Below are 12485 nucleotides of genomic sequence, written 5' to 3' on the forward strand. Positions count from 1 at the left end.
TTGGCGCTCAGGACGCGCGTGCCGTGGCCCGGCGTGCGCGGCGCGCGGCACGGCGGCGCTGGACCCAGAGTCTCGCGCGGTCGAGATAGAGATAGACTACCGGCGTGGTGTAGAGCGTCAGGATCTGGCTCAGGATCAGGCCGCCGAAGATCGCGATGCCGAGCGGCTGGCGCAGCTCGCTGCCTTCGCCGAGGCCGATCATCAGCGGCACCGCGCCGAACAGCGCGGCGAGCGTCGTCATCATGATCGGGCGGAACCGCATCAGGCAGGCCTCGTAGATCGCATCGCGCGACGACAGCCCGCGCTGGCGCTCGGCATCGAGCGCGAAGTCGATCATCATGATGGCGTTTTTCTTGACGATGCCGACGAGGAGGATCACCCCGATCATGCCGATGATGTCGAAATCGGTGTGCGACAGCATCAGCGCCGCCACCGCGCCGACGCCGGCCGAGGGCAAAGTGGAGAGGATGGTCAGCGGGTGGACGTAGCTCTCGTAGAGCATGCCGAGCGAGATGTAGATCGTCGCGAGTGCTGCGAGAATCAAAAACAGCTCGTTCGCCAGCGCCTGCTGGAAGATCTTCGCGGAGCCCGCGAACCCGCCGGAAATGCCCGCCGGCATGCCGAGTGTGCGCATTGCGTTCTCGATCGTGGTGGTCGCGGTGCTGAGCGAGACGCCCGGCGGCAGATTGAACGAGATGGTGCTGGCGACCAGCAAATCCTGGTGGTTGACCGCAAGCGGCGTCTCGCCATGCTCGAAGCGGGCGACACTCGACAGCGGGATCATCGTCTCGGCGCTGGTCGAGACCGCGGTTCCGGTCGAGGCGACGCCCTTGCCGGTGGCGCCGATCGAGTTGGTGGCCTGATTGCGCACCACATTGGCTGCGACCGAGCTGATCGAGTTCTTCTGCGACGACGAGGCCACCGTGCCGGCCACCGCATTGGTGCTCTGCGTGCCGGTCGCCGATCCGCCCGAGGTCGAGATGTAGACCTCCTTCAGGGTCTGCGGGTCCTGCGAGAAGCGCGGCGCGACCTCCATGATCACGTGATACTGGTTGCGCGCGACGAAGATGGTCGAGACCTGGCGCTGCCCGAACGCGTCATAGAGCGTGTTGTCGAGCTGGCTGACCGTGATCCCGAGCCGCGAGGCGGCGTCGCGATCGATCACCAGATTGGCTTGCAGCGCCTTGTTCTGCTGGTCGGTGTTGACGTCGGCGAGCGTCGGTTCCTTCTGCAAGGCGGCGACGAGCTTGGGCGTCCACTCGTTCAGCTCCTCGAAGGTCGAGCCCTTCAGCGTGTATTGATAGGCCGCATTGCCCGAGCGGCCGCCGGCGCCGAGATCGCCGATCGATTGCAGGAACAGGGTGGCGCCCGCCACCTTTGCCAAGGGATCGCGCAGCCGCTCGATCACCTTGTCGGCGCGCAGCTTGCGTTCGTCCATCGGCTTCAGCGAGGCGAACACGGTGCCGGTGTTGGTGCCCCCCGGACCGACGCCGCCGCCGCCGGTGAAGCCGACCGCGGTATCGACCGCCGGATCCGACTTCACGATGTCGATGAACTGGGTCAGCTTCTGCTGCATCAGCTGGAACGAGGTGCTCTGGTCGGCCTGGATCGAGCCGATCAGCAGGCCGGTATCCTGTTGCGGAACGAAGCCCTTGGGCACCACCGTGTAGAGATGGACGTTCAGATAGAGCGTGCAGCCCAGGATCAGCATCACCAGCAGCGGATGCCGCAGCGCGAGGCCGAGCGTCGCGCGGTAGCCGCTCAGCATCAGCTCGAAGGCGCGCTCGTTGATCCGGTAGATCCAGCCATGCGGCTGGCCTTCCTCCTTGCGCAGCAGCACCGCGCACATCATCGGCGTCGTCGTCAGCGAGACCACCAGCGAGATCACGATCGCGATGGTGATGGTCATGGCGAATTCGCGGAACAGGCGGCCGACCAGCCCGCCCATCAAGAGGATCGGCACGAACACCGCGATCAGCGACACGCTCATCGACAGCACGGTGAAGCCGACCTCGCGGGTGCCGACCAGCGTCGCCTCCAGCCGCGACATCCCGGCATCCAAGTGACGGGCGATGTTCTCCAGCACCACGATGGCGTCGTCGACCACGAAGCCGGTCGCCACCGTCAGGGCCATCAGCGAGAAGATGTCGAGCGTGTAGCCCAGCAAATACATCACGGCAAAGGTGGCGATCAGCGACACGCCGACCGCCACCACAGGCACCAGTGTCGCCCGCGCATTGCGCAGGAAGGCGAACACGACCAGGATTACCAGGGCGACGGCGATGAGGAGCGTGATCTCGACGTCGTGCAGCGAGGCCCGGATCGTCTTCGAGCGGTCCATCGCCAGCGTGATGTCGATCGCGGGCGAAACCGAGGCCCTGAGCTGCGGTATCAGCCCTTTTACGCTGTCGACCATCTTGATGATGTTGGCGCCCGATTGTCGGTACACGATCATCACGACGGCCGGCTTGCCGTTGGAAAGGCCGAGCGTGCGCACATTCTCCACGGAATCGATGACGTCGCCGACATCGGTCAGGCGCACCGCCGCGCCGTTGCGGTAGGCGACGACGAGCGGCTTGTAGTCGGCGGCCTTCCGCGCCTGGTCGTTGGCATAGATCTGGTAGCGCTGGTCGCCGACGTCGATGCCGCCCTTCGGGCTGTGCGCGTTGGCGCTCGACAGCGCGGCGCGGACGTCCTCGAGCCCGATGCCGTATTTGTAGAGCGCCGGCGGGATCAGCTCGACGCGCACCGCGGGCAGCGAGCCGCCGCCGACCGAGACTTCGCCGACGCCCTCGACCTGCGACAGCTTCTGGGCCAGCACGGTCGAGGCGGCGTCATAGAGCTCGGCGGGGGTCAGCGTGTCCGAGGTCAGGGTGTAGATCAGGATCGGCGCCGAGGCCGGGTTGAACTTGCGGTAGGTGGGGTTGGCGCGGAGGTTGGTCGGCAGGTCGGCGCGCGCGGCGTTGATCGCCGCCTGCACGTCGCGCGCGGCGCCGTTGATGTCGCGGTCGATGTCGAATTGCAGCGTGATGCGGGCGGAGCCGAGCGAAGACGACGACGTCATCTCGGTGACACTCGCGATCTGGCCGAGATGACGTTCCAAGGGGCTCGCCACGGTGGAAGCGACGTCGGCCGGGCTGGCGCCGGGCAGGGTCGCCTGCACCATGATGGTCGGGATGTCGACGTCGGGCAGCGGCGACACCGGCAACTTGAAGAACGCAATGATGCCCGCCACCACCAGTCCAAGAGACAGCAGCGTGGTGCCGACCGGCCGGCGGATAAAGGGGGCGGAGAGGTTCATTGCATCAGTGTCGATGTTCGCGGATGAGCTTCTATCTGTCGGCGCCGCGATGCAAAAGCCTAAATGTCACGGGCCGCGGCCATACAGCCGCCGCGATTGATCGGATCGCAACAGACGCCCGACGACGGCCGTATTCCCGGCCGCATCGTTCTTGACCACGCGGAGGCGGACTACTTGGCCGCATTCTGGCTCGCGCTGACAAAGTAGAAATCCTCAGCTCCCGGCACCGAACCGTAGCTGAAGGGCTGCTGCCGCCGATCCGTCGCGGCCATGACGTCGTCCCTCACGAGGTCGAACAGCTTGCGGATCTCGATTCGTGGCGTCTGCATGCGCTTGATCAGGGCCGTCACGAACGGGCTGTGACCGCCGTCGCCGTCGAGCGCGACCTGGCCGTGCTTGGCGGCGTAGACCACGAGCGTGCCGCTGTCGGGTTCGACCTGGGCCAATCCCCTGCCGATCGAGCGTGACGCGACGGTGCGCTTGATCTGGTTGGCGAACGGATTGTCGCGACAGGCATCGAGAATGACGAGATGCAGCTTGCGCGCCCCTTCGGTCGCGCCCATCACCTGGGTCAGGGCGACGGCCTCGAACGACACGTCGCGGTCGGTTGTGAGTTTCGCATCGACCGGCACCAGATAGTTCTCGCCCGCCATCTCCATGCCGTGTCCGGCATAGTAGATCACGGCCCAGTCGGCGCCGTCAGCCGCGTTGGCGAATGATTTGAGGGCTTCGACCAGGCCATCCCGGCTGGCGTCGGTGACGAGGCGGACATCCTGAAAGCCCACCGCGCGCAGCGTGTCGGCGATCGCCGCGGCGTCCTGGCCGGGGTTCGGCAGCACCGGGACGGAGCGGTATTTCGAGTTGCCCACGACGAGGGCGATGCGCCGTTCGGTTGTCGTTGCCTTCGGGCCTGCGCCGATCGGCGGGATCGGAACGGCCGCGGCGAGCGCGGGGACAGGATTGGCCGGGCCAGGTTTGGCCGCGCCGTGATCGGCGACGACGCTCTTCTCCGTGGCGGCGACCTGATCCAGCCGTTGCAGGCCTTCCCTGGCGACGCGCTGGCCCTGGGTGCGGTCGAGCTGATCGAGGCCGATGACGTCGAGCGCATGCCGGAAGTCGGCGCGCGCAGCGTCGATATCGCCCTTCTTCTCGTCGGCGAGACCTCGCCGTGCGTAATTCAGTGCGCCCTGTGCATTCAGTTGCGTGGCGTGGTCGTAGTCGCGCATGGCCTGGTCGAGCTCGCCTCTGCTGGCCAGCGTCAGGCCGCGCAGCGAGTAGAACTCGGATTGCCCATCCTGGATGCCGATCGCGCGGTCGATATCGCGCGCGGCATTGTCGAGATCGCCGGCGCCGATCTCGATCACGGCCCGGCAATAATAGGGGCCGGCTGCGCGCGGCGCGAGCTTGATCGCATCCTGGCAATGCAGCGCCGCGAGCCGGTCCTTGCCGCTGAAATCATAGACCAGCGCGCGATTGACATAGGCGTACCACGAGTTGGGATCGAGCTCGATGGACTTGCCGTAATCGGCCAGCGCGCGATCATAGTCTCCGGTGGCAACGAACAGCTCGGCGCGATTGTTGAACCAGCCGGCGCTGAACGGACCGGCAGGCTTGAGCCGGATCGCCTGATCGAAGTCGCTCAGCGCGCGGTCATAGGCCTGGTTTTGCAGATAGACCTTGGCCCGCTGGCCGTAGGAAGGCGCAAACGACGGATTGATCGCGATCGACTGATCGTAGTCCGATTTGGCTTTCTCCAGCTCGCCCTTGTTATGCCAGGCCAGTGCCCGGTTGTAATAGGTGATCGCGAGGTCGCGCCCCCTGGGATTGGCTGCGATCAGGCGGGTGCAGGCGGGGATCGCGAGATCCGGGCGCGGCTCCTTGGCGTCGCACGCCGCGCCATCCTCTCTCAGAGCCGCATACGACGGTGAGTTCAGCAGCAACAGCAGGCCGATTGCGGCGAGCTTGGGCAATGAGGGGCGCATTCCAGTCGTTCCATTCCAGCGACCGGAAATTGAAACCACAATATTGTTCGCGCCGTGGCAAAATTCCGCGAACCGGTTCCTCAATGCGCGAGATCGACGCCAATGGCGCGTCGGCACTCAGGCCTGATCGAGCCCGTCCGCCGCACGTGCATCGCGATGCAGCGGGCCGGAATCATGCAGCATCGTCGCGAGCTGGTGCAGTTGGGTGTCGCGAAAACCCTGCTTCTCGATCGCCGCGACGGTCGAGAGCACATAGTCGCGGTTGTTGCCGGAGCGGCCGTGGCCCTGCTGCACCAGGCGCAGTTGCTCGGAGAGCGACAGCCGTCCGGCATATTGCACATGGCCGCGATCGACCACATAGGCCAGCGCGGAGACGCGTTCGCGCGCCGCATTCTCCAGCCACACCGAGCGCATCACCTCGCGATACACGTTGGTGGTCTGCTCGCGCGCCCGCAAATAGGCGATGGTGTCGTGGCGCAGGCGGGCGGCGACACGGAACGCGATGCCGCGGCAGGCGCCGCCGCGGTCGAGGCCGAGCACCAGGCCCGGCTTCTCCGGCGTGCCGCGGTGGTCGAACGAATAGACGCAGAGCGCGCGATGCTCGCCGATCAGCCGCGCCGGCACCTGCTCGAGGAACTCGAAGCCCGGCTTCCACATCAGCGAGCCGTAGCCGAACACCCAGAGGTCGCCGTCGGTTTCGGAATGGGGAGGATTTGCTGACATCGCGCAGATGGGCTAGCAGAACACGCTGTCGAAGCGAAGCAGATTCCGTGATGTTTCCAAGGGTTACGCAAGGGTTACGTAAGGGTCACGCAAAGGTTGCGCGAGGATTGCGCAAGAGGTGCGCAAGAGGTGCGTAAGGGTTGCCCGCGGCTTGCTGCCGCTTCGATTTTGACAAATTCGCCCGCCAAAGGACGCCGCATGTCCGATTTGAACTCAGCTCCCCGCCGTCGCTCGCGCTTCGGCCTCTATGCCGTCCCTGTCGCGGTCCTGATCGCCGCGGTGCTGTGGAGCGGCTTCTGGTTCTTCGCCGCCTCGCAGGTCGGCGTGCAGGCGGATGCCTGGCGCGCGCAGGAGGCAAAGGCCGGCCGGGTCTATGATTGCGACAAGCGCTCGGTGGCGGGTTACCCGTTCCGGCTCGAAATCCGCTGCGAGCAGCCCAGCGTGATGCTGGTGTCGCAGACCGCCTCGCCGCAAATGTCGTTCGTGGCGCGGCTGGTCGAGATCCTGGTCGTGGCGCAGATCTATGATCCCAAGCTCGTGATCGCGGAGTTCAAGGGCCCCGCCACGATCGCCGAGCGCAACGCGCAGCCGACCTTGTCGGTGAACTGGAGCCTCGGACGCTCAAGCGTGGTCGGCCTGCCGGCGGTGCCGCAGCGCGCCTCGCTGGTGTTCGACAATCTCGCCATCGACCGCACCGGCGGTCCCGCGCCGACACCGCTGATGCGTGTCAATCACATCGAGCTGCACGGCAGGCAGGTCGATGGCTCGGCGCCGGACAGCCCCGCGATCGAGACCGTGCTGCAGATCGCCGGTGGCACCTTGCAGGACGTGCATCCGCTGCTCACCCAGCCGTTCAACGCCGACATCCATGCGCGGCTGAACGGCCTGAAGGATTTCTCGCCCAAGCCGTGGCCGGATCGTTTCCGCGAGATCCAGGCGGCCGGCGGCAGCGTCGAGATCCAGCAGTCGCGGATCGAGCAGGGCGACGTGCTTTCGGTGGCGGCCGGCACGCTCCGTCTCAACGCGCAAGGCCGCATCGAGGGCGATCTGCAGATGACGGTCGCCGGCCTCGAGCGCGTCATCCCCGCGCTCGGCATCGACAAGATGCTGGAGGAGGGCGTACCGCAGTCCACGCTCGATCGCGTCGCGCCGGGCGTGAAGAGCCAGGACCTCAGCAATCTGTTCGGCGCGCTGGACCGCGCCATCCCCGGCCTCGGCAAGGTGATCAAGCAGAACGCCAATGCCGGCATCTCCGCCGGCATCAATTCGCTCGGCACCGAGGCGACGCTCGAAGGCAAGAAGGCGCGCAGCTTCCCGCTGCGCTTCACCGATGGTGCGGTGTTTTTGGGCCCGCTGAAAGTCGCGCAGATTCCGCCGCTGTTCTGAGCAGCGCATAGCTCGAAGCTCGGTAGGGCGGGTTAGGCGAAGCCGTAACCCGCCATTGTTCACCGCCAGCTGTGCGGCGGATGACGCTACGCTAAACCACCCCACGCGCCGTTACGCATGCTCAAACGGGCCGACTTCGCGGATCACCTTGCAGATCTGCAGGAAACCGCTGGCGTAGAATTCGGCATGTCCGCGCTGCATGGTTTCAACATGGTCCGGATGATGGCGCCAGGCTTCGAGCGCTTCTTCCGAGGCAAAGCGAAACAGGGTGAGCTCCTCGCCATCCGCCGCCTTGAACGATTTCACCGACAGGAATCCCGGAAGGCGGCTGACGATTTCGTACATGCGTTCGCCCAGCCGGTTGTATTCCTCGAGCGAGGCGCCATCCCGTAACTTCAGGTCACCGACTACAATGACTTCACCGATCATCTTGCTGTCCTTCGTCCATCGCATGTCCATGGCAGCCTGAAACGGGTGCCGAACGACAATTCGATCTTGTGACCGGTGTTGTTACGCGTGCGCCGCCGCTCACCGCCGGCTGAGAGGCGAATTGTGCTGCGCAAAATCCACCCTCCGCACTGCGCGGACTCCTTAATCCCTCGCGCGCGATATCGTCCGTCGCGGCAAAACATTCCCGCGGCCGCGATGAGAAAAACGTGACCGGAATATTGCGGGCCGCCGCGAATATCAGTCCCCGAATACCGCTCTCTCTCGCCTGAGGAAACAACCTCGTGTGGAGGAAGCGATGCGAATTCTCGGGGGGATTCTGCTCGGCAGCGTGCTGTTGTCGGCAGGTCCAGCGTTGGCGGACGACGATGCGTCGGAGCTGAAGGCGTTGAAGGCACGCCTCAAGCAGCTCGAACAGAAAATGGAAGTGCAGGCGCGCAAGGAGGAGGCGCTGGCGGCAAGACAGAGCGCAATGCAGAACACGCACATGGCGGCCAAGGCGCCGGTGCCGTTCGATCCCTGCGCATCGGGCAAGCTCTGCTACAAGGGCGTCACCTTCACCTTCGGCGGCTGGGTCGATCTCACCGGCATCTACCGGACCCGCAATCTCGCCTCCGACACCGGCTCGGTCTACGCCTTCATTCCGTTCCCGCAGAGCAAGAACTTCAACACCGGCGAGTCGCGCTTCTCGGCGCGGCAGACCCGATTCTCGGTGCTTGCGGAAGCCGAAGTCTTCGCCAACACCCGCGTCGCCGGCTACGGCGAAATGGATTTCGAAGGCGCGGCGCAGACCGCGAACTCGGTCGCTACCAACTCGTTCAACCCGCGGCTGCGTCAGGCCAGCGTCGAGGTCAGCCGCACCGATCTCGGCCTGCATGTGCTTGCCGGTCAGAGCTGGTCGCTGAATGCGCCGAGCAAGTCCGGCATCGATCCGCGCGGGGTCGATGCGCCCGGCGTGATCGATTTCGAATCGGTGCCCGGCTTCCTTGCGGCGCGGCAGCCCGGCATTCGCGTCTGGCAGGACATCGGGCCCGAATTCAAGCTCGCGGTGTCGGCGGAAAATCCGCAGACCTCGTTCTTCGGCGGCAACACGCCGCTGGTCGGCACGCCCGCGGCCGGCCCGCAAGGCGTGCTCAACCCGAACCTCCTGGTCAACCTCACCGGGCCGGGCGGCAGCTTCTTCAACAACGCCAACAATGTCAGCCTCAATCACGTGCCCGATTTCACCGTGAAGGGCGCGTGGGATCCGCGGCTTGGGCCCTACAAGCTGCATGTCGAGGGCTGGGCGATGTATCGCGACTTCTACGATCGCTTCAACTTCGCCAATCACGACGTCAACACGGTGAGCTTCGGCGGGCACTTCTCGGCGGAGATCGTGCCGCAGCTGCTGGAGCTGCAGGGCTCGGCGTCTCACGGCGCGCTCGGCCGCTTCACGGCGACGCCGTTCCCGGACGCGACGGTGCGCCAGGACGGCTCGATCCAGCCGCTGCCGATCACGGCGTTCCTGCTCGGCACGGTCTGGCACACGACGCCGTCGCTCGATCTCTATGCCTATGCCGGCCTCGAGAAGACCAAGGCGACGTTCTCCAACGTCGGCACGGTGCCGTTCGGTTACGGCAACCCGCTCTACAACAATCTCGGCTGCAACGTCGAGAACTCGCCGGCGGCGACCTGCAACGGCAACACCTCGGAGGTCAGGCAATACACGGTCGGTTTCTACGACACGATCTTCAAGGGCGACTACGGGGCGATCAAGGCCGGCGTGCAGTATTCCTATAACCAGCGCTTCGCCTTCCAAGGTGTCGGCGGCGCGCCGAAGACCGACGACCACATCGTCATGACCCAGGTCCGCTACTACCCGTTCTAGGACTCCGGTTACCTCGCCCCGCGTGCGGGGAGAGGCGTAGGCCGCCTTCGGCGGCCGTCCATGAGAACGCCGAAGCAGAGCTCCGGCTACGACGCATCGAAGATGCGATCTGGGTGAGGGGAGTCTCCGCGAGTTCGTTAGCCTAGCCAGCATTATTGCGGAGACGGCCCCTCACCCCAACCCTCTCCCCGTCAGAACGGGGAGAGGGAGCGTAGAGCTGGAAAGGAACATGCAGATGAGGATCGTGAGCAGCAAGGAGAGGGCCGTGATCGCCCGCGAACTGATGATGGTCAGCCGCGCCGCGCATGTGTTGCAGCGAACCGGTCTGGCGATGGCCGGCGCCATGGGCGGCACCTTCGTCGCCGCCCAGCTCGCGAAGGGGCACATCGCTTTCTTCGGTACGCTTGCCTTCATCGTGACGACGATCGTGATCGGTGCCGTCGGCTTCTATCTCGGCATCGATATTCCAAGGCCCGCCTTGCGCGCCACGGGGCGCATCGATGCCGTCGAGCTGATGAGCGCCGGCGGCATCTTCCTCGCCGCGCTGGCTGCGCTGGTGTCGGTCTACGGCATCGTATTCGACGAGATTCCGCCGCGCGCCTGGGAGTTCGTGATCGGCTCATGGTGGTTCGGCGGCGACGTCATGCTGGCAACCGCCGGCCTCGTCGGCCGCCAGCGGCTGACCCAGAAGGTTGCGCCGATATCGGCGGCGGGGCCGATCCGGGATCAACGGTTGCGACGGTGAGCCACGCGGGTAACTGCACTGCTGGATGTTGGCCCAGTCGCTATTTCGGGATGACCTGTGCATGATGAAGGATCATCAGCGGGCGGTCACCGTCCTTTTCAAAAAGATTGGTGACGAAGTCCTTGATGTTGAGAGGGTCGCCGCCAGCCTTCAAGTGCAGTGTCGCCTTCTCCAGACCTCAGACCCAGGCGAATTTCCCGTCCGTTTGGATCTCCGTCACCGAAGTTATTTGAGCCTCAAGCTTGGCTACTTTTCGGTTTCGACGACGTACCGCCGTATGACCTTGGTTGCCTTGTCCCGCTGGGGTGCAAGGTCCGACCAGGCCTTCGACTTGTAGAATGCTACCGCGTCATCCATGCTGTCCCATTCGACGATCGCCGCACTCTTGGGAGGCGGTCCCCCCTCGATTTGAACAACCCGTCCGGCTGCGGTGCGCAAGGCTCGACCATGGGCTGCCTCTATCGCCTTCCGGGCGGCCGGGAGGTAAGCGGCCTGGGCTGAAGGGTCGAGGACTTCAATTTCGCTGACAGTGTAAGCTTTCAGCTTGGCTCCTTGAGCGTGGAGGCCGTGGACTGCGATGGCTCCGATGGTGACACCTGCGAGCAATGTCATTGCAAAAGCTTTCATGACTGACTCTCCGGTTGCCTTGCCGATCATCCGGCGGTCAATCGTACTGCTATTTGAGACCATGCGGTGGGCAATCTAGGATTAGCCCTGGCACCCAACGTCTAGGGGAACGCCACATAATAGCGGCGCCGAAGTCGCGGGTGATGACATCGCGTTGTTTGACATCTTGAATCGAGAACCATCCTCAGCGTCGTCCTGGCGAAGGCCAGGACCCATTACCCCAAATCGCAATTGTTACGCGACGCTGGGGCCGCGATCCCGTTCATCACTCAATGCGGTGGTTATGGGTCCTGGCTTTCGCCAGGACGACGAAGTGGAGAATACCGCGCGCCTGATCCTACTTCTTCAAATTCGAATGCGGACGGCCGAAGTCGGGTCCGGCGGAATCCCGGCCGATCTCGACGATGCCGCGGCGGATGGCGCGGGTGAAGTGGTCGAACAGCGCTTCGCCGTCGCCCAGCGCAGAAGGTCCGGAGACTCGCATTAGAGTGATCGAAAATGCTCTAGCTACCCCAGCCGAAGCGGTAGTTGAAGCCCACCTTGACGGCATGCTCGTCGTCCCTGAAGCGGACGCCGACGATCGTGGCGGGGCCGCCGGCGAAGGTGGTGTTGCCGAAGTTGTAATACTGATACTCGGCCTTCGCGGACCAATTCCGCGCGAACATGTATTCGAGACCGCCGCCGAGGGTGAAGCCGCTCCGGTGACTGCCATTGGTCGCAACGACCACCGGAATTCCGCCGGAGCCAGCGCCGATATTGAGGTTGTCGCGGACGGCGTAACCGCCCTTGGCGTAGAGAAGCGCGGGGCCCCAGGCGTAGCCGAGCCGGCCGGTGATCGAGCCAAGCTGATTGCTTGTTACCAGGGTGCCTGCCGGAAGAGCCGAGCCTTTGCCACCGTTGCCGGTGAGCCCACTAAACTGAACCTCGGTACCGATTACCCAGTTCGATGCGAACTGGTAGTCGAAGCCACCCTGCAAGCCGCCCAGGAATCGGGCCTTGTCCCCGCCGAGGCTGTTGTTGCCCGCGAAGTCACCACCGATGTGGCCGCCGATGTAGAAGCCGGTCCAGTTATAGACCGCCTCCGGCGCCGTATAGGCCGGCGCCTTCGGATAGGTGCGCGCCGGAAGATCGGCCGCGAACGCGGGAGCCGCGCAGGCGATACCAGCGACCGCACCGAGCAGAAGCTTTTTCATGAGATTGGTGTCCCGTTGTTGTGGTTGTGTGGCCAGGTCCGGAGGACCGTCGTCGATGCGCGTGTATGTTGTGGCGACTTGCGTGTTGAAGGGTCTTCCTGCCCCGCTTCTGACCTATAACCTTGGGGCCGGCTCAAGCGGTTTATCGCCTGCCGCGCCGAAAAAGGCCTTGAGCCGGACCTAAGGTCACACCGTAAGGTACGGACGAAAGGGC

9 protein-coding genes and 1 pseudogene are annotated in these 12485 nt (G+C 64.7%); 3 read left to right on the forward strand and 7 right to left on the reverse strand.

Going from position 1 to position 12485, the window contains the following annotated elements:
• Positions 1-7 precede the first annotated feature (7 nt).
• The 3 genes from AAFG07_RS04890 to AAFG07_RS04900 all read right to left on the reverse strand — a co-directional run bounded on the left by AAFG07_RS04890 (position 8) and on the right by AAFG07_RS04900 (position 6006).
• Positions 8-3301 (reverse strand): efflux RND transporter permease subunit, encoded by a 3294-nt coding sequence (locus AAFG07_RS04890; RefSeq protein ID WP_342726254.1) that lies wholly within the window; start codon positions 3299-3301, stop codon positions 8-10.
• A gap of 170 nt (positions 3302-3471) precedes the next feature.
• Positions 3472-5283, reverse strand: a complete 1812-nt coding sequence (locus AAFG07_RS04895; RefSeq protein ID WP_342726255.1) for a caspase family protein — start codon at positions 5281-5283, stop codon at positions 3472-3474.
• A 117-nt stretch (positions 5284-5400) separates the two neighbouring features.
• Complete coding sequence (locus AAFG07_RS04900; RefSeq protein WP_342726256.1) at positions 5401-6006, reverse strand: gamma-glutamylcyclotransferase; 606 nt, start codon at positions 6004-6006, stop codon at positions 5401-5403.
• A 198-nt stretch (positions 6007-6204) separates the two neighbouring features.
• Here AAFG07_RS04900 and AAFG07_RS04905 point away from each other — a divergent pair, with 198 nt between their 5' ends.
• Positions 6205-7392, forward strand: a complete 1188-nt coding sequence (locus AAFG07_RS04905; protein WP_342726257.1) for a DUF2125 domain-containing protein — start codon at positions 6205-6207, stop codon at positions 7390-7392.
• A gap of 111 nt (positions 7393-7503) precedes the next feature.
• Here AAFG07_RS04905 and AAFG07_RS04910 read toward each other — a convergent pair whose 3' ends face one another.
• Positions 7504-7821: an antibiotic biosynthesis monooxygenase gene (locus AAFG07_RS04910; RefSeq protein ID WP_229169529.1), complete on the reverse strand. Its 318-nt coding sequence runs from the start codon at positions 7819-7821 to the stop codon at positions 7504-7506.
• Positions 7822-8137: 316 nt separating this feature from the next.
• Here AAFG07_RS04910 and AAFG07_RS04915 point away from each other — a divergent pair, with 316 nt between their 5' ends.
• Both AAFG07_RS04915 and AAFG07_RS04920 read left to right on the forward strand, forming a co-directional pair.
• Positions 8138-9706 (forward strand): hypothetical protein, encoded by a 1569-nt coding sequence (locus AAFG07_RS04915; RefSeq protein ID WP_342726258.1) that lies wholly within the window; start codon positions 8138-8140, stop codon positions 9704-9706.
• A gap of 229 nt (positions 9707-9935) precedes the next feature.
• Positions 9936-10451, forward strand: coding sequence for a hypothetical protein (locus AAFG07_RS04920; RefSeq protein WP_342726259.1), 516 nt, complete (start codon positions 9936-9938; stop codon positions 10449-10451).
• Between the two features lie 246 nt (positions 10452-10697).
• On the opposite strand, the gene AAFG07_RS04925 is transcribed toward AAFG07_RS04920, so the two are convergent.
• The 3 genes and pseudogenes from AAFG07_RS04925 to AAFG07_RS04935 all read right to left on the reverse strand — a co-directional run bounded on the left by AAFG07_RS04925 (position 10698) and on the right by AAFG07_RS04935 (position 12271).
• A complete protein-coding gene (locus AAFG07_RS04925; protein WP_342726260.1) occupies positions 10698-11078 on the reverse strand; it encodes a DUF1330 domain-containing protein in 381 nt (126 codons plus the stop codon).
• A 337-nt stretch (positions 11079-11415) separates the two neighbouring features.
• Positions 11416-11535 (reverse strand): annotated as a pseudogene (locus tag AAFG07_RS04930) (prephenate/arogenate dehydrogenase family protein); the annotation flags it as partial.
• Positions 11536-11581: 46 nt separating this feature from the next.
• A complete protein-coding gene (locus AAFG07_RS04935) occupies positions 11582-12271 on the reverse strand; it encodes an outer membrane beta-barrel protein (protein ID WP_342726261.1) in 690 nt (229 codons plus the stop codon).
• Positions 12272-12485: the final 214 nt, after the last annotated feature.

The organism is Bradyrhizobium sp. B097 (assembly GCF_038957035.1).
In the GTDB taxonomy this organism is placed as follows: Bacteria; Pseudomonadota; Alphaproteobacteria; order Rhizobiales; family Xanthobacteraceae; genus Bradyrhizobium.

Coding starts and splice junctions, on each gene's coding strand:
- AAFG07_RS04890 (WP_342726254.1), bottom strand. CDS start 3,301: ATGAACCTCTCCGCCCCCTTTATCCGCCGGCCGGTCGGCACCACGCTG.
- AAFG07_RS04895 (WP_342726255.1), bottom strand. CDS start 5,283: ATGCGCCCCTCATTGCCCAAGCTCGCCGCAATCGGCCTGCTGTTGCTG.
- AAFG07_RS04900 (WP_342726256.1), bottom strand. CDS start 6,006: ATGTCAGCAAATCCTCCCCATTCCGAAACCGACGGCGACCTCTGGGTG.
- AAFG07_RS04905 (WP_342726257.1), top strand. CDS start 6,205: ATGTCCGATTTGAACTCAGCTCCCCGCCGTCGCTCGCGCTTCGGCCTC.
- AAFG07_RS04910 (WP_229169529.1), bottom strand. CDS start 7,821: ATGATCGGTGAAGTCATTGTAGTCGGTGACCTGAAGTTACGGGATGGC.
- AAFG07_RS04915 (WP_342726258.1), top strand. CDS start 8,138: ATGCGAATTCTCGGGGGGATTCTGCTCGGCAGCGTGCTGTTGTCGGCA.
- AAFG07_RS04920 (WP_342726259.1), top strand. CDS start 9,936: ATGCAGATGAGGATCGTGAGCAGCAAGGAGAGGGCCGTGATCGCCCGC.
- AAFG07_RS04925 (WP_342726260.1), bottom strand. CDS start 11,078: ATGAAAGCTTTTGCAATGACATTGCTCGCAGGTGTCACCATCGGAGCC.
- AAFG07_RS04935 (WP_342726261.1), bottom strand. CDS start 12,271: ATGAAAAAGCTTCTGCTCGGTGCGGTCGCTGGTATCGCCTGCGCGGCT.